This window comes from Pseudomonas tehranensis (assembly GCF_014268615.1).
Lineage (GTDB): Bacteria > Pseudomonadota > Gammaproteobacteria > Pseudomonadales > Pseudomonadaceae > Aquipseudomonas > Aquipseudomonas tehranensis.
On record NZ_JABWQV010000001.1, the window covers coordinates 24660 to 42069 of the forward strand.

General features: G+C 61.4%; 16 protein-coding genes. 11 read left to right on the top strand and 5 right to left on the bottom strand.

Annotated elements, in window-relative coordinates; genetic code table 11:
- Positions 1-69 precede the first annotated feature (69 nt).
- From HU811_RS00110 to HU811_RS00120, 3 genes are all read left to right on the top strand, one after another.
- Entirely contained in the window at positions 70-1677 is a 1608-nt protein-coding gene (locus HU811_RS00110) for a bifunctional 3-(3-hydroxy-phenyl)propionate/3-hydroxycinnamic acid hydroxylase (protein WP_092396407.1), read from the top strand.
- Positions 1674-2453, top strand: coding sequence for a 2-keto-4-pentenoate hydratase (locus HU811_RS00115; protein ID WP_186653033.1), 780 nt, complete (start codon positions 1674-1676; stop codon positions 2451-2453). Before HU811_RS00110 ends, HU811_RS00115 begins: the two co-directional genes overlap by 4 nt.
- A 76-nt stretch (positions 2454-2529) precedes the next feature.
- A complete protein-coding gene (locus HU811_RS00120) occupies positions 2530-3471 on the top strand; it encodes a helix-turn-helix domain-containing protein (protein ID WP_123417053.1) in 942 nt (313 codons plus the stop codon).
- Positions 3472-3549: 78 nt separating this feature from the next.
- Here HU811_RS00120 and HU811_RS00125 read toward each other — a convergent pair whose 3' ends face one another.
- Positions 3550-4377: an AraC family transcriptional regulator gene (locus HU811_RS00125; RefSeq protein WP_092396908.1), complete on the bottom strand. Its 828-nt coding sequence runs from the start codon at positions 4375-4377 to the stop codon at positions 3550-3552.
- Positions 4378-4561: 184 nt separating this feature from the next.
- On the opposite strand from HU811_RS00125, the gene HU811_RS00130 reads away from it, so the two are divergent.
- Genes HU811_RS00130 through HU811_RS00150 form a run of 5 tightly spaced genes read left to right on the top strand, consistent with a single transcriptional unit; the run spans position 4562 to position 9607 of the window.
- Entirely contained in the window at positions 4562-5701 is a 1140-nt protein-coding gene (locus tag HU811_RS00130) for an ornithine cyclodeaminase family protein (RefSeq protein WP_186653035.1), read from the top strand.
- A gap of 30 nt (positions 5702-5731) precedes the next feature.
- Positions 5732-6154, top strand: a complete 423-nt coding sequence (locus HU811_RS00135) for a RidA family protein (protein WP_186653037.1) — start codon at positions 5732-5734, stop codon at positions 6152-6154.
- A 57-nt stretch (positions 6155-6211) separates the two neighbouring features.
- Positions 6212-7504 (top strand): NAD(P)/FAD-dependent oxidoreductase, encoded by a 1293-nt coding sequence (locus tag HU811_RS00140; protein WP_186653039.1) that lies wholly within the window; start codon positions 6212-6214, stop codon positions 7502-7504.
- 37 nt (positions 7505-7541) lie between these two features.
- Positions 7542-8390, top strand: a complete 849-nt coding sequence (locus tag HU811_RS00145) for an alpha/beta fold hydrolase (protein WP_186653041.1) — start codon at positions 7542-7544, stop codon at positions 8388-8390.
- Positions 8387-9607, top strand: coding sequence for a Bcr/CflA family multidrug efflux MFS transporter (locus HU811_RS00150; RefSeq protein ID WP_186653043.1), 1221 nt, complete (start codon positions 8387-8389; stop codon positions 9605-9607). Before HU811_RS00145 ends, HU811_RS00150 begins: the two co-directional genes overlap by 4 nt.
- Before the next feature lie 6 nt (positions 9608-9613).
- On the opposite strand, the gene HU811_RS00155 is transcribed toward HU811_RS00150, so the two are convergent.
- The 4 genes from HU811_RS00155 to HU811_RS00170 all read right to left on the bottom strand — a co-directional run bounded on the left by HU811_RS00155 (position 9614) and on the right by HU811_RS00170 (position 13755).
- On the bottom strand, positions 9614-10546 hold the full coding sequence (locus HU811_RS00155) for a helix-turn-helix domain-containing protein (protein WP_092396423.1): 933 nt from the start codon (positions 10544-10546) through the stop codon (positions 9614-9616).
- Positions 10547-10618: 72 nt separating this feature from the next.
- Positions 10619-11524, bottom strand: a complete 906-nt coding sequence (gene feaR / locus HU811_RS00160) for a transcriptional regulator FeaR (protein WP_186653045.1) — start codon at positions 11522-11524, stop codon at positions 10619-10621.
- Positions 11525-11630: 106 nt separating this feature from the next.
- Positions 11631-13115, bottom strand: coding sequence for an aldehyde dehydrogenase family protein (locus tag HU811_RS00165; protein ID WP_186653047.1), 1485 nt, complete (start codon positions 13113-13115; stop codon positions 11631-11633).
- Between the two features lie 163 nt (positions 13116-13278).
- Positions 13279-13755 (bottom strand): MarR family winged helix-turn-helix transcriptional regulator, encoded by a 477-nt coding sequence (locus HU811_RS00170; RefSeq protein ID WP_186653049.1) that lies wholly within the window; start codon positions 13753-13755, stop codon positions 13279-13281.
- Between the two features lie 202 nt (positions 13756-13957).
- On the opposite strand from HU811_RS00170, the gene HU811_RS00175 reads away from it, so the two are divergent.
- The 3 genes from HU811_RS00175 to iacA all read left to right on the top strand — a co-directional run bounded on the left by HU811_RS00175 (position 13958) and on the right by iacA (position 17397).
- Positions 13958-15091: an amidase gene (locus tag HU811_RS00175; RefSeq protein ID WP_186653052.1), complete on the top strand. Its 1134-nt coding sequence runs from the start codon at positions 13958-13960 to the stop codon at positions 15089-15091.
- Positions 15091-15621, top strand: coding sequence for a nuclear transport factor 2 family protein (locus HU811_RS00180; protein ID WP_092396433.1), 531 nt, complete (start codon positions 15091-15093; stop codon positions 15619-15621). The genes HU811_RS00175 and HU811_RS00180 overlap by 1 nt, the downstream gene beginning before the upstream one ends.
- A 603-nt stretch (positions 15622-16224) precedes the next feature.
- Positions 16225-17397, top strand: a complete 1173-nt coding sequence (gene iacA / locus HU811_RS00185) for an indole-3-acetate monooxygenase (protein ID WP_186653055.1) — start codon at positions 16225-16227, stop codon at positions 17395-17397.
- The last annotated feature ends 13 nt before the right edge of the window (positions 17398-17410 follow it).

Sequence of the window (17410 nt, forward strand, 5' to 3'; positions counted from 1 at the left end):
AGGCAAAGCCCACAGGGCATGACTGACTCAGCCCACGCTTAAACCAAAACAAGAAAGCGGTGAACAGTGATGAAGCAGGAGAAGACCCAGGTTGTCATCGTCGGCGGCGGCCCCAACGGGATCACCGCCGCGCACTATATGGGCATGTACGGTATCGACTGCGTGGTCCTCGAGCTTGCCGACTGCATACTGCCTTACCCGCGCGCGGTGGGCATGGATGACGAGGCGCTGCGAGTGTTGCAGGGCATTGGCATCGCCGAGCTGGCGGCCAGGGACATGATTTGCGACGTGCCGCTGCGCTACTACAACTCGCGTGGCGTGTGCTTCGCCGAGGTCAAGCCGAGCACTGCGCATTACGGCTGGCCGATGCGCAATATCTTCATGCAGCAACTGCTCGAAGGCACGTTGCGCGAGCAACTGGGGCAGCACCCCAGCGTACAACTGCGTCAAGGCCATGAAATGCTCGAGCTGGAGCAGGACGCCCAAGGGGTGACGTTGCAGGTGCGCGATGCCCAGGGCACCCTCTACCAGTTGCAGGCCGAGTATGTGATCGGCGCCGATGGCGGGCGCTCGACCGTGCGCAAAAAACTCGGCATCGAGTTGCTGGGGCTGACCCATCCGCGCAAATGGGTGGTGGTCGATACGGCCAATGACACCCTGGACGCACCCTACACCGCACTGCATGCCGATCCGCAACGGCCTTTCGTGTGTATCTATCTGCCTTACCAGCAGCGCCGCTGGGAGTTCATGCTCCTGGAGGGAGAGGATGAGGCGAAGATGTGCGAGGAGGGCACTATTCGCAAGCTGATCCGTGGGCACATCGGCGATGCGGTCGATCAGTTGAACATCATCCGTATCCGCGCCTACACCCATCATTCCCGGGTCGCGGCGCGTTTCGTCGAAGGGCGCGTGGTGTTGGTGGGCGATGCGGCGCATATTTCCCCGCCCTGGGCCGGGCAGGGTCTCAACTCCGGCTTGCGCGACGTGGCCAACGTGGCCTGGAAGCTGGCAGCGATCATTCAGGACCGTGCGTCAGCCTCGATTCTTGAAAGCTACGACCAGGAGCGGCGCGGTCACGCCACCGAACTGGTGGCCCTGGCCGACAACATGGGCGCGGTGCTGGGGCTGACCAACCCTTTGATGGCCGGCGTGCGCGATTGGTTGTTCCAGGCCGTCAACAGCGTCGACAACCTGCGCTCTCATTTGTTGGAGTTCAAGTTCAAGCCCAAGGCGACCATCACCAAAGGGCTCGTGTATCACGAGCGTGCCGAGTTGCGCGAGGACGACCTGGTCGGGCAGTTGTTCGTCCAGCCCTACGTCGAGGATGCCCAGGGGCAGCGTCAACGGCTGGACAGCGTTATGGGATCGTCCTACGCGATATTGGGGTATCGGGTGAATCCGCGCGAACAGGTGAGCGAAGAGATGGCTGACTATTGGGCACGCTGGGAAGCGCGCTTCATCCAGGTCAATCGCTCGCGCAGCGGCGTTGGACGCAACCAGCCGTTGACGGCTGTCGACGCCATCAGCGTGGAGGATGTCGATAACCGATTGGGCGAATGGTTCTCCCGGGTGCGTGACTGCATCGTGGTGGTGCGTCCGGATCGGTTTGTCGCGGCCATTACCACACCGGAACGGCTCGATGGGGTATTGCGCAAGCTGGCGGGGCAACTGTCGTGAAGGGCGGCCAGGAGGTACTCGACCAGCTCTTCGACGCTGCGCGTAGCGTCCAGGCGCTGCCGGCGCTCGTCCCGGAAGCGATCGACGTGTGCACCGGCTATGCGCTGCAGCGCCAGGCCCTGGAGCAGCGTCTGGCGAGGGGGGAGCAACTGAGCGGATGGAAGATTGCCTTCGCGGGTAGTGCCGCGCAGGCGCGTTTCGGTCTTGACGAACCGGCCTATGGAAGCCTGACCGATGCCATGTCCGTCGAGCCGGGGAATCCGGTGTCGCTCCCACGGTTGATACAGCCCAAGCTGGAAATTGAACTGGCCTTTGTCTTTGGCCGCAGCTTGCCTGCCGGCCACTGTCGAGACGAAGACATCCTGGCGGCCATCGGCGAGGTCGCGCCCGCGTTCGAGATCGCCGATTGTCGATGGCAGCAATGGCGTTTCGGGGCCGGGGCATTTCTCGCCGACAACGCCGCGGCGGGGCTTTACAGCCTCGGGCAACGCGTGGCGTTCGATGCCTTGCGCCATGCCTGTATCGCCTATCGGCTGGAATGTGACGGGGTGCTCTGCGGTGTCGGCGATACCCTCGACCGGGAGGACAGTCCGTTGCGCAACCTGTGCTGGTTGGTCCGGCGCTTGCTGGCCGACGGGCAGTGGGTGGAAGCAGGCCAGGTCGTGCTGTCCGGATCGCTGCTGGCACCCTTGGATGTCCAGCCTGCCACTTACCGGCTGCACATGCTTGGCACGGAACTGGCTTTGGTTTTCGTCGCGGAGCCTGCCCCCGCGTGAACGATCTCTGTCGTCACGGATGACCCAGCCCCCTGCAGACCAATAAAAACAATGGGGCCACCGAGGAACGACGAACATGCTCGCTGAAGTCCGGACCTTCAATGACCCGCAACAACATGCCGGCTCCATCCAGGGCTGGCAGCAAGTCTATGACCAACTGGGACGTGGTTGCCTGACCAGCGAACTGCGGCAGTTGTCCGCTGATCGCTTCCAGATCTTCCAGGAAGTGCTGGACAAGCGCGTGGTGCAGCGCGGCTTTGCGCCCAAAGGTCGGTTGTGCGCGGCCATGTCACTGGGCGGTGCGCCCGTCGTTCAAGGGCAGCAGGTGGGGGCTCATAGTGTCGTGCTGTTGCGTGACGCCGAAGAGTTCGTCCTGCATGCACCGGAAGGCACGCACTTCCTGGCGCTCAATGTCGACACCGTACGCTTCGCCAAGCTGGCGGCGTTCGAATTGTCGAGCGAGCAACTCAGGCGCTTGAAGACGGTGTCACAGGTGAGTGTGGATGAGGCGTTACTGTTGCGTATACGGCAACGTATCCTCCCGGCGTTTCGTCACTTTTTGGAACATGCGGACGCCATCAACCCGGCCTCGGAGAAAATGCTCGAGGACGTCATGCTCAATGCCTTCCTCGATTTGTTCAGCCATGCGACCGACGACACACGCTCGCGCCGGAGCAACTTTTCCGTCAGTGCGTACTTGGTCAAGCGCTGCCAGGAACTGATCGTCGCCAGTGGCGATACCCCATTGAGCATCCTCGACCTGTGCGAGCAATTGCGCGTCAGCCGACGGACCCTGCAGAACAGTTTCCAGTCAGTGACCGGCATGCGTCCGGTGGAGTACTTGCGCAACCTGCGCCTCAACGCGGTGCGTCGGCGCCTGATCGCTACGCCCGCCTGCGCCATGAACATCGGCGAGATCGCGGTGGCAATGGGCTTTTTTCACCTGAGCCATTTCGCCGCGCATTATCGCGAGCTATTTGGCGAGTCCCCTTCCGATACACCCAGGGCGAAGCGCTGACGCCCATGCCTGCGTGCTGTCGTTCAGGGCTCGATGTCCGTATGGAGGGGGCTGATGTGCGATTTGCCGGCAGGCTGCTCAGGCAAAACTGATCCGATCGGCGTAGGCATTCTGAACGATCTTGCGCTGGTAGTCCGAAGGCGTGGTACTGACCAGCTTCTTGAAGTCCCGCAGGAAATGCGACTGGTCGGAAAAGCCCAGGTCGAGCGCCAGCTCTGAGAACGATACGTCCTGATGGGTGTTGAGGGTTTCCAGCGCGGCCTGGCAGCGGATGATCCGGCAAAAGGTCTTGGGCGACAGGCCGGTGTCCTGGCTGAACTGGCGGTGCAGTGTGCGGCTGGTGTAGCCACTCAGGTCTTCCAGATGCTGGATGCGGATATCGCCGCGATGCCGCAGCGCCTGTTGAATGACCATGCTCGTCAGTTGTGACGTCTTGCCCATCAGGCGCGGCGCCAGATGATCGTTGAAGAGCCGCATCTGTTCGGCCAGCAACGGGGTCTGGACGATGCGCTCGAAGATGCGCTGGGCGAACCCTGAAACTTCCAGCAGATCGAGTTCCTGCTCGGTCAACTCCTCAGCCAGCACATTGATGAAACCGGGAATGATACCCGGCGAAAAACGCACGCCGAAATAATGGTGACCCTGGTGCAGCACGACGGCCTGGGCCGCCAGGGGCGTTCCGCAGATCCTGGCGGTCGGGCGCGTGGCATCACAGTCAAAGACAATGTCCACGCAACCGTCCGGTACGGCCAATATGTCGCTGGAGAGCGCCACATCGAAGGCATAGAAATGCGAGATCGCCGGGTGTTCGGAGGGCATGACCGAATACCGCGAAGAGTTGAGCACGAACCAGGGTTGTTCGTACGCAGTGTGGTGCCGGGGAGTCGGCGCGCACAGTTTGGCCATGGTGAGACCTTCGATGGGCAACTTACGGGAATTTTCACGCATTAATCGCGCCAACTCGTGCGCCTGGCCAATCGCGGCATGTCCGAAATTTACAATACCGCCGCAAACCCCAGCGTGATACTCGACGTTGACAGCGTGGAGCTGCGCCTACCGCAGCGATGTCACCTTCAGCCCGAGAAAAACTATGTCTAATAATACAAAAATCGACTTCATCTACCTCTCCGAGCAGGACATGATCCGCGCCGGTGTCACGGACATGCTGGCTTGCGTCAACACCATGGAGGAGATGTTCGGCCTGCTGTACATCGGCGACTATCGCATGGCCGGACCGAACAACGACTCCCACGGCGCAATGGTGACCTTTCCGCAGGACTCACCGTTTCCCAACATGCCCAAGCCCACGGCTGACCGCCGGATGATGGCGATGCCGGCCTACCTGGGCGGCAGCTTCTGCACGGCGGGCGTGAAGTGGTACGGCTCCAACATCGCCAACCGCGAAAAAGGCCTGCCGCGCTCGATCCTGATGTTCACCCTGAACGACCCCGACACCGGGGCGCCCTTGGCGCACATGTCCGCCAACCTGCTGTCCGCTTACCGCACCGGTGCGATTCCCGGCGTGGGCGCGCGTCATCTGGCTCGCAAGGATTCGAAGGTGGTTGGCCTGCTCGGCCCTGGGGTCATGGGCAAGACCACCCTGGCGGCATTCATCGCCGTTTGTCCGCAAATCGACACATTGAAAATCAAAGGTCGCGGCCAGAAGAGCCTCGATAATTTCATTGCCTGGGTCAAGGAAACCTACCCCCAGGTGACCTCGATCGAGGTGGTGGATACCCTCGAAGAAGTGGTCCGTGATTCCGACCTTGTTACTTATTGTAGCTCCGGTGAGGTGGGCGACCCCGCAACCTACCCAATCGTGAAGCGCGAGTGGGTCAAGCCGGGCGCCTTCATGGCCATGCCTGCCTGCTGCAACATCGACGCCGACATGGAGCGATCCGACGTGCGCAAGGTGTTGGACAACACCGGCCTCTACGAAGCCTGGTTCGAAGAACTGCCCAAGCCCGCGCACCACTGCGTTCCCGTGATCGGTGTGCGCTTCATGGACATGATTGCCGAAGGCAAGATGCACCCGGAAGAGCTCGAAGACATCGGCAAGATCGTCGCCGGGCAAGCGCCAGGCCGTCGAAACGATGAAGAGATCATCATCATGTCGGTGGGCGGCATGCCGGTCGAAGACGTCGCCTGGGGCACGGTCGTGTACCGCAATGCCATCGAACAGGGCATCGGCGTCAAATTGAATCTGTGGGAAACCCCCGTCCTCAGCTAACGCCTCCATTCCTTTGAAGAGACTTTCGACATGACCAAAATCATCAAGCTCAAGACCGGTTCCCCGTTCGAAGAACAGGCCAGTTATTCGCGCCTCGTGGTCGTGGACAACTGGATTTACGTTTCCAACACCGCGGGCCGCAACCCGCAGACCAAACTGATTCCCGAGGACATCCTCGAACAGACGCACCAGGTCTTCGCCAACATCGAGACGGCCCTGGCGGCCGTCGATGCAAGCCTGGCTGATGTCGTCTGCTCGCGGGTGTTCATTCAGGATCCCAAGGATGTGCCGGCCGTGATGAACCTGATCGGCGAGAAGTTTCGCGGTGTCGATCCAGCCAGCACGGTGACCTGCCCACCCCTGGGCTCGACGGTCTACAAGGTGGAACTGGAAGTGACGGCCTATCGCAATGCTTCGAAGGCGCAAGTCGAAGTCATTCGCCTGTCCCAGTGACTGTTACACGGCCGCGCACGCGCGCGGTCGTCCTCAACCGCTTATCGAGTTTTAATCATGGCACCGACCATAGAGCCCGTGAACACGTCGACCGCTTTTCCTTCCACGACCTCTGTCGTCATCATTGGCGGTGGGATCATTGGCCTGACGGCTGCGTTGACGCTGGCTGAGCGCAACATTTCGGTCGTCGTGCTGGAGAAAGGGCGCATTGCCGGCGAGCAGTCCTCCCGTAACCTGGGTTGGGTGCGCAAGACCAATCGTCACCACGATGACATCCCGCTGGCCCTCGCGGCGGATCGCTTGTGGGCACAGATGCCTGAGCGGGTAGGGGCCGATGTCGGCTATCGTCAGGCGGGCATCATGTTCCTGGGCCGCAACGAGGCGCAGATGGCGATGCATGCCGGCTGGCTCAAGTCGGTCGAGCATCTGTCCCTGGACTCGCGATTGCTGAGCAAACGTGAGATCGAAAAACTGGTGCCCGGTGGCGTGGGTGACTGGGCCGGTGCCATCCATACCCCATCCGATGCGCGGGCCGAGCCGACGTTGGCCAGCAGCGCTATTGCCAAGGCCGCCATGGCCAAGGGCGTAGTCATTATCGAGCAGTGCGCGGTGCGTACCTTGCAGATGTCCGCTGGCAGAGTCAGTGGCGTGGTCACTGAAAACGGCGAGATCCGCTGCGAACACGTGCTGCTGGCCGGTGGCATGTGGTCGCGGCGGTTCCTGGGCAACCTCGGCGTATCGTTGCCAACCTTGCCACTGACCTGCTCGGTGCTGCGTACCCTGCCGATGGAAGGTCCCACGGAGATCGCTGTGGGCGCGCCTGATTTTTCCTTTCGCAAGCATAAGGACGGCGGTTTCATCATCACCCAGCGCGGTAAGTTGGACGCCTTCCTGACCCTGGATCACCTGTTGCTCGCCAAACAGTACCTGCCGCAATTCCGGGCGCAACGCAGTGTCCTGGAAGTGTCCCTGGGCAAGCCTTTTTTCAATGACCTGGCACTCGCCCGGCGTTGGCAGGCCGACTCTGTCAGTCCGTTCGAACGTGTGCGGGTGCAGGACCCGGCCGCGAACCAGCGACTCAATAACGATGCGATGAGTAACCTCAAGGCCGCGTGGCCAGTCTTCGAGAATGCCCGCGTCGCCCAGGCATGGGCCGGCACCATCGACGTCACACCTGACTCGAATCCGGTGATTGGCGCGGTCGCGAAAATTCCCGGTTTGACCGTGGCCACCGGGTTTTCCGGGCATGGTTTCGGCACCTCGCCGGCGGCGGGGCACCTTGCGGCGGATCTTGTCAGTGGCCATGCCCCTATCATCGATCCAAGCCCTTATCGCTTTGATCGTTTCTAATCGACCGTCCAGCACCTTCATTATGCGGAGCCAACCCATGCCTACACAGAGTCGTTTCTTATCCAATCGCTCAGGCCTGCGCTTGCATTATCTGCGCTGGGGCGAGCCGACCGGGGTGCCCTTGGTATTGCTGCACGGGCTGCGGGCCTACGCCCAGACCTGGACGTCGTTGGCCCAATCGCTGGGTGATGGCTACTGCATCTATGCACTGGACCAGCGTGGTCGTGGCCTGAGCGACTGGGCTGAACCCAGCAGCTACCACACCCGGTCGTATGTGGAGGATCTCGAGGACCTCGTCGCTCATGCAGGCCTGCAACGTTTCGTGTTGCTGGGGCACTCGCTTGGAGGCGCCAACGCCCTGGAATATGCGCGGCTCAACCCGGGACGCTTGATAGGGCTGATCATCGAGGACATTGGTCCCGGTTCTTCAAGTCAGGGTGATGGCGCGGCGCGCATTCGCCGGGAAATGAGCCAGACGCCCCTGCAGTTTGATGATTGGGACGCGGCTCGTGCCTTCTGGCGGGCTTCGCGTCCCGGCCTATCGGAAGAGGCCCTGGCCTCCAGGTTGGCTCATTCGATGAAACAGAGCGGCCCAGTGGTCACCTGGCGCCACGATCAACAAGGCATTGCCGAGGCGCGCCTGAGCATTGAACCGACCGATCTATGGCCGGCCGTCCACGCCCTGGATTGCCCGAGTCTGTTCATTCGCGGCGCTCGCTCGGACTTCCTGCCGCCGGCGACATTGGAGGCCATGAGTGCCAGTAACCGCCATGTCCAGACAGCGGAAGTCGCCGGGGCCAGCCATTATGTGCACGACGACCAGGGCGAGGTTTTCAACCAACTGGTCGCAGGCTTCCTGAAGAGCCTGGCGATCCCGGCTCGATGAAATCCAGAGCCCGACTGATTGCACTGTTGTCATCGCTTACGGCATTCGTGCCGTTTTCAATCGACACTTACTTGCCCAGTCTCCCGCAGATCGCTCGCGACCTGTCGGGCAGTGCCGCCCAGGTGCAACACACCATCAGCGCTTTTCTGCTCGGTTTGTGCCTGGGCATGCTGTTTTATGGTCCGCTGTCCGACCGCTATGGCCGTCGTCCGTTGTTGTTGGGCAGTCTCGTCGTGTATGGGGTAGCGACCCTGGGATGCCTGTTCGCCGACAGCGTCGAGCATCTGATTGCCTGGCGATTTCTCCAGGCGATCGGCGGAGCAGGGGCCTTGATACTGGCCCGGGCTATTGCCCGGGATCTGTTTGGCCTGACGCAAGCGGCCAAGGTGTTGTCCTGGATGCACTTGCTGACGATGATGGCGACGTTGGTCGCGCCCATGATCGGCACCTGGCTGGTATTGATTCAAGGCTGGCGCACGATCTTCGCCGCGCTGTTCATGCTCTCCAGCCTGTGCCTGATCATGGTGACATTCGGTCTGAAAGAGAGCCTTGCGCCACGGGCCAATGGCGCCTCGGTGAAAGGGGCCTTTGCCGCCTACCTTGCCATCGCCAGGCAGCCTCGGGCCGTGGCGCTGATTGGCTGCATGGCCCTGTCATTCGGCGGCATGTTTGCCTTCATCACCGCCTCGCCATTCGTGTATGTGGTGTTCTTCGGCGTCTCGCCACGGACCTTCAGTGGCCTGTTCGCCTTGAACATTCTCGGCATCATCGTGGTGACCCTGATCAACGCCCGCTGGGTCGGCCGGTTCGGGCCGCAGCGCATGTTGGCGGTGGGGGCCGTACTGGCGGGCGCGGCCGGGGCTGCGATGCTGCTGATCGGGTTCACCCAATGGGGCGGCTTGTGGCCTATCGTCGGCTGCACGGTGATGTACATGGGTGTCACGGGGTTGCTGGGCGCCAATTGCACGGCGAGCCTGATGGCGATGTTCCCGCACCAGGCGGGCGCGAGTATCGCGTTGGGCGTGTCGGTGCAGTTTGCCGTCGGCGCGCTGGCAAGCCTGTGGGTCAGCTACCTGGCCGATGGCACGTCGTGGCCGATGTGCCTGGTCATGGGAATCTGCGGACTGGGCTGCCTGGTCGCGTGCGGGTTCTCGACCCGTACGCCCATCGAGCCCGGCGTCGCGGGGGATGACGCGTGCGTGCCGTTCCAGCCTTGATAGGGATTATTGCGAACGCAGGGTTTTTGACGGCTGCTCGGCGAACAGCGCCTTGTAGGCGCTGCAGAAATGCCCCAGGTGGGTGAAGCCGAAATCACTCGCCACGCGGGCAATGGTGAAGTCGTCGGCAGATGTGGCGTGCAGTCGTCGGCGCACGGCATTGAGCCTGACTGACCGCAGGTATTCCACCGGACGCATGCCGGTTACGCTGAGAAAGCTGCGTTGTAGCGTGCGGCGGCTGACTCTCAGTTGCTCGCAGATATCCAGCACCGTGATCGGCGTTTCGTGATCGGCGAGGGCCAGTTCCTGGCTCTGCCTGACCAGGTAGGCGCTGACGGTGTGGTTGCCCAAGCGTGTGCGATCCTGTTCGCAGCCTTGTTCGAACAAGTCCAGCATCGATTGCAGGGTGGCATCCTCGACCACGTTCTCTGGAAAGCAAGGATTGGCCTGGGCGGCGGCGACGAGCGCCAACAGGCGCTGGCGGATGGCGTTCAACGAGGGTTGCGGCAAAGCCAGATGGGTGATGCGGCCGAGCTTGCGCAGGCCGCTCTCGGTAAACTCGCGCTCGGCGAAAAAACCGAACCTGTCGCTGGCTACCGTGATCGCCAGCAACTCCATGCCTTGGGCCGCCTGCACGGAAAAGTCCTGGCCGCCGTGAAGAAGCGACACGGATTGCGCATTGAGACGCTTGCCTTGGAACAACAGCGGTTCATTCAGTGACATCGGCATGGCCAGGCACAGTCGACCCGCCGGCGCGGTGCCTTGTTGCACTACACGCTTATCGAGGGTTTCGTGGAAAATCTGGAAGCGCTCGCCGTTGATGTACCTGAGCAGGGTGTGGGCGCAGCCGTTGCTCAGTTGGTCATAGGTTTGCTGCCAACCGGTGATCGCACAGGCATGCAGGTGTATGTCGTCAAAACGTTCGGTTCGCGTTTGCATGATCTTTGCGCTCCACCCATGGCTTCTTTCACGCTCGGATTCCAGAGCAAGTCCCAGGCCATCGTGCTCCAGTCAGCGGCCCTGCGCGCTGCGATAACTGCGCGGGGACTGTTGGTACTGCTGGCGAAATACCCGGGAAAAGTGCGCGGCATCCTGATAGCCACACTCGAAGGCAATGTCGGTGATCGAACTGTGCGCACGGTTTGGATCGCCCAGGGCCTGGGCGGCCTTTTCCACGCGCAATCGCTGGATGTATTTGCAAACCGGCTCGGCCTCGCCTTCGAACAGGCGATACAGTCGGCGACTGGAAATGCCCATCTGCTCGGCCAGGCGCGCTGGATTGAGGTGCGGTGAAGCGAGCTGTGCCCGCAGCAAGCGCTCTGCCTGCAAGCGCAGCGGATCGCTACTGCCCAGGTTCGGCTGGCGACCCAGGGCGGGGCGTAGCAGGGCAATCAGGGCGTCTTCCAGGGCGCCCTCATCCTCGGTGTCCGCCCAGTGATCGAGTTCACCCGAGCTGACCTGCAGCAGCAATGTCCGCAGCAGGTGGCCGCTCATGCCATCGGTCGACACCTTTCCAAACCGCGTGCCGGCCTTGAGCTTCTCCCGTGGCAAGTGGATGGACACGTGGCGGAACAAGCCCTTGGGCAGCATCTCGATGTCCAGGGAAGAGTCCAGCAAGGCCATGTTGCCCTCGGAGAGTTCGATCCTCTCATCGTCCAGGCGCACCTGCATGGTCCCCGAGCGCTGCAACACCAGGAAGCAGAAGCGGTCTTCGGCGCGGTCGCTCGCGCCTTTATGGCGCACGATGGACCGGGCATTGCTGCGGATATGGGCGATCTCCGTACCGGCCAGATTACGCAACTCGATGTCGCCGATGAACAGGGCGTTGTCATGGGCAAACCGAGCCGTGAACGCACCGCAAACCGCCTCGACTTTGCGCGACCAGGTGTGAAGGCGGGTATCAGCTTGTTCGATCATGCAACCTCCGTACACACTACAGTGCGTAAATACATGCACTTTTCACGTGATTATCTGAGTAATCGTAGGGTCGAATAAACCTTGCACGCTTCAGGCCAGAGTCCCGTCAGTAGCGGATCATCACCGATTTGAGCTCGGTATAGTCGTCGATGAATGCACTGCCAAATTCACGACCGATTCCCGATGCCTTGGTGCCTCCGAATGGCACCGATGGGTCGAGGAAGGTGTGCATGTTGACCCAGACCGTCCCGGCTTCGATTTGCGGTATCAGCCGCAGGGCCTTGGACAAGTCGTTGGTCCAGATGCTGGCAGTCAGCCCGAACGGACTGTCGTTGATCATCGCGACCAGTTCCTGCTCATCGTCAAAGGGCAGTACGCACACCACCGGGCCGAAGGTCTCTTCGTGCAGCAGCGGGTCATCCTTGCCGGTCGCCAGGACCAGCGTGGGCTCCACATAAAAACCGGCACGCTCGACAGCGCGGGCGCCGTAGATCACTTGGTTGTTCTGCTGGGCGCGCTGGAAGAAACCCAGAATCTTGTCGTAGTGCGCCTTGTTGGCCAACGGACCGAACTGGGCCTGTTCATCCAACGGTGAACCGATGACCATCTGTGACAAGGCCGCGCCCAGTTTTTGTGTCACCTGTTCGACGATGGAGCGGTGCACATACAGTCGTTCGGGCGATGCGCAGACTTGCCCCTGGTGCACATAGGCCGACTGCAGCAGGCGTGCTACCGCATCGTCGACATTGGCGTCCGCCAGCAACGCCGCGGCGTTCTTGCCCCCCAGCTCCAGGGTAGCGCGGGTCAGGTTGGCGGCCATGGCGGCCTTGCCCACGGCGATACCGGTCGGCACCGAACCGGTGAACGAGACCTTGCGTACAGACGGATGCTCGATCAACTGCTGGCCCACTTGGCCGCGTCCGTTGAGAACGTTGAAGGCGCCGGCCGGGATGCCCGCCTCGATGGCCAGTTCTGCCAGGCGTAGCAGCGACAGGGGCGTATATTCGCTGGGCTTGATGACCACGGTGCAGCCGGTGACCAGGGCGGCGCCCAACTTCCACACACCGATCATCAGGGAAAAATTCCACGGCACGATGGCGGCCACGACGCCCACCGGTTCGCGCAACGTGAAGGCGGTGTACTGCTCGCCCTCGATCGAGGGAATCGACGGCGTCATGGTCTGACCGCCGATCTTGGTGGCCCAGCCGGCGAAGTAACGCAGGAACACCGCGCTCTGGGCCACTTCCAGATGGCGCGCGAGATTGATCGACTTGCCGGAGCACACGGTTTCCAGCTGGGCCAGTTCTTCCCCGTGGATCTCGATCAGGTCTGCCAGGCGATTCAGCGCGATTCCCCGCTGGTACGGCGAGACGCGGGCCCAAGCGTTCTGGAACGCGCTCACGGCGCTGTCGACGGCAAGGTCGACGTCGTGGGCCTGGGCATCTCGCAGTTGGGCTACCGCTTCGCCAGTGGCCGGATCGATCACGGCGATGCGGTGCTCGCCGACGCTGATGTGTGCAGCACCATCGATGAAGTTGGAGTGGTCGCGGGCCAGGAAGGCAACGACCGAGGGCAGTAAGGTGATGTGCATGGCAGCGCTCCAATGAAGGGTTCGTCGCACCCGACCGACTCAGGTCGTGGCGCGCTCGAAAGGCCCTTGCATTAGAACCGTGTGCATCCGTGACTGCTTGCTTCTGCCTGCCTGAAACTTGGATGTGCCTGACAGTGCCTGTCGCCGTCGACTATCGGAACGACTAAGGCTCGCCCAGGTTGTCGAACACGGTTTCCAGCATGCGGTTCAGGCGCTGGATCTGGGCTTCGGTCATGCCGGTGAAGCTGCGCTTGAACACATCGCGGGTCGCGACCTGGATCCGTTCGATGGCCGCGCGGCCTTCCTCGGTGATCCGTACCTGCGTGACGCGACCATCCTCCTCGCAGGGCGCGGTATCGACCAGGCCATCCTCCTTCATGCGATAGACCGTCTTGGTGATGGTCGACAGCTTGGCAATGGCGTGGGTAGAGATCTCCGAAATACTCGACTGGCCGTTCTCCTTGAGGATGAACAACACCCGCCAGCGCGGGATATCCAGGCCGATTTTTTTCAGGGCTTTTTCCATGTATTGGCTGTAGCGGCCATGGACCATTGCCAGCCAATAGAACGGGAAATCTTCTTTGTGGAAGTCTTCGCTGCCGGGGTCGTAGCGGCCTGGGTGTTTTTTTGGAAGGTTCATGACGGGCTCATGTCGGAAGCGGCCGGCAATCATAGACTTTTCTCGTGATTTTGGCACGTTTCCGGTAGGCAGGGAGAACGGAAAAAGCTCGATGGGATCGGCTTAAAATTAATTGACAATTCACGTAAATTTCGGTGAGTGTGAAAAAAAGAAAAGCGCATCAGGCGCCCATGAATGCATTCGGCCTAGAGGTGGACGTGACATGACCATAGTGATCGAGCAGTTTTCCCTGGGGGGCAATGGGCCCACCGTGATGGTGAAGGACACCATCGACGTGGCGGGCCTGGTGACCCGCGCATCGAGCCAGGCGTTGGCTGACGCAGCACCCGCCACCGCCCACGCCGATGTGGTGCAGGCACTGCTGGACAAGGGCTGTTGTCTGGTGGCCAAGACCAGCCTGCATGAACTGGCGTTCGGCACCACCGGGATCAATCGCTGGACAGGCACGGCGCCCAACCCACGTTATCCCGGCCGGATCCCAGGCGGGTCTTCCAGTGGTTCGGCGGCTGCCGTGGCCGCCGGCCTGGCGGATTTTTCCCTGGGCACCGACACGGGGGGCTCAGTGCGTATTCCTGCCTGCTGCTGCGGGGTGTTCGGCTTCAAGCCGACCTTCGGCCGTGTCAGCCGCCGCGGCGTCATGCCAACCCATACCAGCCTCGATTGTGTGGGCCCGTTTGCCGCGAGCCTGCCGATGTTGGTCAGCGCCATGCAAGCCATCGACCCGACTTTCGTCCCGGTGGCGGCGCCTGACGCGCCACGCCTGGGTGTGGTGAAGGTACCTGCCAGTGCATCGGTGCAACGGGTTATCGACGCCGCTGTCGCTGACAGCCGGTTACCCACTCAAGCCATGACGCTGACCGGCCTTGAAGCCGCCTATGAGGCCGGGATGGTGGTCATCAATCGGGAAACCTACGACGCCTGTGGCCATTTGTTGGAGACGGGCCGGGTGGGGGCCGATATCGCCGCGCGGTTGACTGCAGCCGGCACCACCACGGCGCAGGCCCTGGCACAGGCTGAGCAGGTCCGGGCGCAGTTCACGGCTGAAGTCGACCAGGCATTGAGTGAGGTCGACGTGCTGGTACTGCCGACTATGCCCGATTTTCCACTGGCGCTGGTCGATGCTACCGACACCCGCGCAGTGTTGGGCATGACGGCGTTCGTACGGCCCTTCAATCTTTCCGGGCACCCGGCGTTGAGCATTCCGCTGGGCAGCGCCGAGGGTTTGCCGGTGGGCCTGCAACTGGTGGGGGCAAAAGGCGCCGATGAGCAACTGCTGGCCATCGCCGGTCGCCTGCTTGAACGGCTTTATTCCAGGCACGACACGGTGGCGCGGTGATGAGCGAAACCAAAACGATTGAAGCCTTGGAGCGACGCCTGCGGCGCTTCGAGATCGAATCCTGCGTACGCGCCTGCATGAATCGCTACATGGTGTTGTGCGATGCCTTGGACGCGCAGACGCCGCTGGATGAATTGGCCGCTCTGTTTACCCGCGAAGCCCTGTGGGAGGGCAAAGGCGCCAAGTACGCCAAGAGCTTGGGTGGCTACCGCGGGCGCGAATCGATTGCCGCAATGTTCGCCGGGTACATGAAGTCGCCGGCGCACTTCGCCCTGAATGTCCATTTTCTCACCAGCGAGTTGATCGAGGTGCAGGACGACACGGCCATGGGGCATTGGGTCATGCTGCAGACGTCTACGTTCAACAGCGGTGCGTCCCATCTCAATGCGGCGCGCCTGACCGTGCGATTCGCCCAGGAAGACGGGCAGTGGCGGATGGCGCATTTCCAGACAGAGAACCTGTTCAGTCGCCCGGTGCAGGCCTGGAACAGCGACGCCGACCTGCCAGTGCCCCAATCCACTGCGCAGTAGCGCACTGATCCATTCGTCAATCCTTTCCTCGCCAGACACTTCACTGAGCGCCTCGACCGACCTTCACGGTTCGGTCCGGGGCGCGCTGTCGATGGCGCCTGCCTACTGGAAAACCCCGCGCCGCAGCTGTGGCCGATGCATTCGGCCGTTCGCGTTTCGGCCGGGCTTTCAACGTTTTACTCACGTCGGTGCAGGTCGGTATTTAGCTGAAAAAATACCAATAAATTTTTGTGTTTTCTGGTTGTGCTACCAGTGGTTGAGACTGGTCGTATTATATAAAAAATACTTATTAAACAGTTATTTGAGTGTTTAATTTAAAGTATTTGCTGCTTTTTTGATGTCCGATAATCGAACGATATTGCATGACTAATCAATTGACAATTCACGTAATTCAGCCCAGATTTATCCCAGCGGCACCCCACAAAAACAAAGGTAATCACCATGCCGATCCAGTCCGTTCGCTTTGCTTGCGCCGCGATCCTTCAAGATGAAGAGCCTTCGATTTCGCCAGCAGCGCCCATTCGATTTGCCAGCCTTTTCGCCCAAGCCCGGGTCCTGATTCCAGGCCAAGCCCAATACCGTTCCTGATGACGGAGTAGACGTATGCATTCGCTAAATGCCTCAGCGGTCGATGCCCCGAGCGCGCTTGCCAGTGGTCCCGCTTTCGATGCGCTGCTTGACGATGTCCGCAAGCGTGCCCGCGCCGGTGAGTTTGACCGTCAACGGTATATTTCCCAGGACGTGATCGACGCGTTTAAACACCATGGCGTCTACCGCTCGCTGGTGCCTAAACGCTTCGGTGGCTTGGAATGTTCGCCCGCTGATTTTTGCCAGATGATCGAACGCATTGCCCAGGCCGATGGTTCCGCCGGTTGGGTGGCCAGTTTCGGCATGAGCCCGGTCTACCTTGCTGCGCTGCCGATCGAAAGCATCGCCAAGGTGTACGCCAATGGCCCGGACCTGGTCTTCGCCGGTGGCATCTTCCCGCCGCAACCGGCCGAGGCGGTGGCGGGTGGCTTCCGGGTCAACGGTCGCTGGAAATATTCCAGTGGTTCGATGGGCGCCGACATCGTCGGTGTGGGCATCGCGCCAAAAAATGGCGACACATTCGGCCTGCCGCGTATCGCTGTGATGCCGCGCAGTGCGATCCGTATCGAGCAGACCTGGGACACGGTCGGCTTGTTGGGCACGGGCAGCCATGATCTGGTGGCCGAGGACGTATTGGTTGCCGAGGAATGGACCTTCGTGCGCGGTGGCCTGCCGAACCTGGACGAACCGTTCTTTCGCTACCCGTCACTGTCATTCGCCACCCAAGTGTTATCGGTGGTCGGCCTGGGCGTGGCGCGCGCCGCGCTGGATGCGCTGGCCGACATGGCCAGCGGTCGGGTATCGGTGACCGGAGCTCCCGCGATTGCCGACCGGCCATTGGCCCAAGTGGATATCGCCAAGGCCGAAGCCGACCTGCGGGCGGCCCGCGCCTTCTTCTACGAAGCCATCGAACAGGCCTGGGCGTTCGTCCTGGCCGGCGATGCGGTTCCCGTGACCATCACCAATCTGCTGCGGCTGTCTTCGACCCATGCCACCCGTGTTGCCGCTGATGTGGCGCGCACTGCGCAAATGCTTTCGGGCATGAGCGGTGTGTACAACGACAGCCCGCTGGCGCGCTGTGTCAACGATGCTCAAGTCGTGACCCAGCACGCTTTCATGGGCGATATCACCTATCAGAACGCCGGGGCGATGTTCTTCGGCAAACAGCCTTTGCCTGGCTATCTCTAACCGTCGAGAACAA

Excerpts from the sequence above, each read along its gene's own strand:
- HU811_RS00145 (WP_186653041.1), top strand. The coding sequence starts at position 7,542 with ATGCCTACACAGAGTCGTTTCTTATCCAATCGCTCAGGCCTGCGCTTG.
- HU811_RS00130 (WP_186653035.1), top strand. The coding sequence starts at position 4,562 with ATGTCTAATAATACAAAAATCGACTTCATCTACCTCTCCGAGCAGGAC.
- HU811_RS00120 (WP_123417053.1), top strand. The coding sequence starts at position 2,530 with ATGCTCGCTGAAGTCCGGACCTTCAATGACCCGCAACAACATGCCGGC.
- HU811_RS00150 (WP_186653043.1), top strand. The coding sequence starts at position 8,387 with ATGAAATCCAGAGCCCGACTGATTGCACTGTTGTCATCGCTTACGGCA.
- iacA (WP_186653055.1), top strand. The coding sequence starts at position 16,225 with ATGCATTCGCTAAATGCCTCAGCGGTCGATGCCCCGAGCGCGCTTGCC.
- HU811_RS00180 (WP_092396433.1), top strand. The coding sequence starts at position 15,091 with ATGAGCGAAACCAAAACGATTGAAGCCTTGGAGCGACGCCTGCGGCGC.
- HU811_RS00165 (WP_186653047.1), bottom strand. The coding sequence starts at position 13,115 with ATGCACATCACCTTACTGCCCTCGGTCGTTGCCTTCCTGGCCCGCGAC.
- HU811_RS00155 (WP_092396423.1), bottom strand. The coding sequence starts at position 10,546 with ATGCAAACGCGAACCGAACGTTTTGACGACATACACCTGCATGCCTGT.
- HU811_RS00170 (WP_186653049.1), bottom strand. The coding sequence starts at position 13,755 with ATGAACCTTCCAAAAAAACACCCAGGCCGCTACGACCCCGGCAGCGAA.
- HU811_RS00175 (WP_186653052.1), top strand. The coding sequence starts at position 13,958 with ATGACCATAGTGATCGAGCAGTTTTCCCTGGGGGGCAATGGGCCCACC.
- HU811_RS00110 (WP_092396407.1), top strand. The coding sequence starts at position 70 with ATGAAGCAGGAGAAGACCCAGGTTGTCATCGTCGGCGGCGGCCCCAAC.
- HU811_RS00135 (WP_186653037.1), top strand. The coding sequence starts at position 5,732 with ATGACCAAAATCATCAAGCTCAAGACCGGTTCCCCGTTCGAAGAACAG.
- HU811_RS00125 (WP_092396908.1), bottom strand. The coding sequence starts at position 4,377 with ATGGCCAAACTGTGCGCGCCGACTCCCCGGCACCACACTGCGTACGAA.
- feaR (WP_186653045.1), bottom strand. The coding sequence starts at position 11,524 with ATGATCGAACAAGCTGATACCCGCCTTCACACCTGGTCGCGCAAAGTC.
- HU811_RS00140 (WP_186653039.1), top strand. The coding sequence starts at position 6,212 with ATGGCACCGACCATAGAGCCCGTGAACACGTCGACCGCTTTTCCTTCC.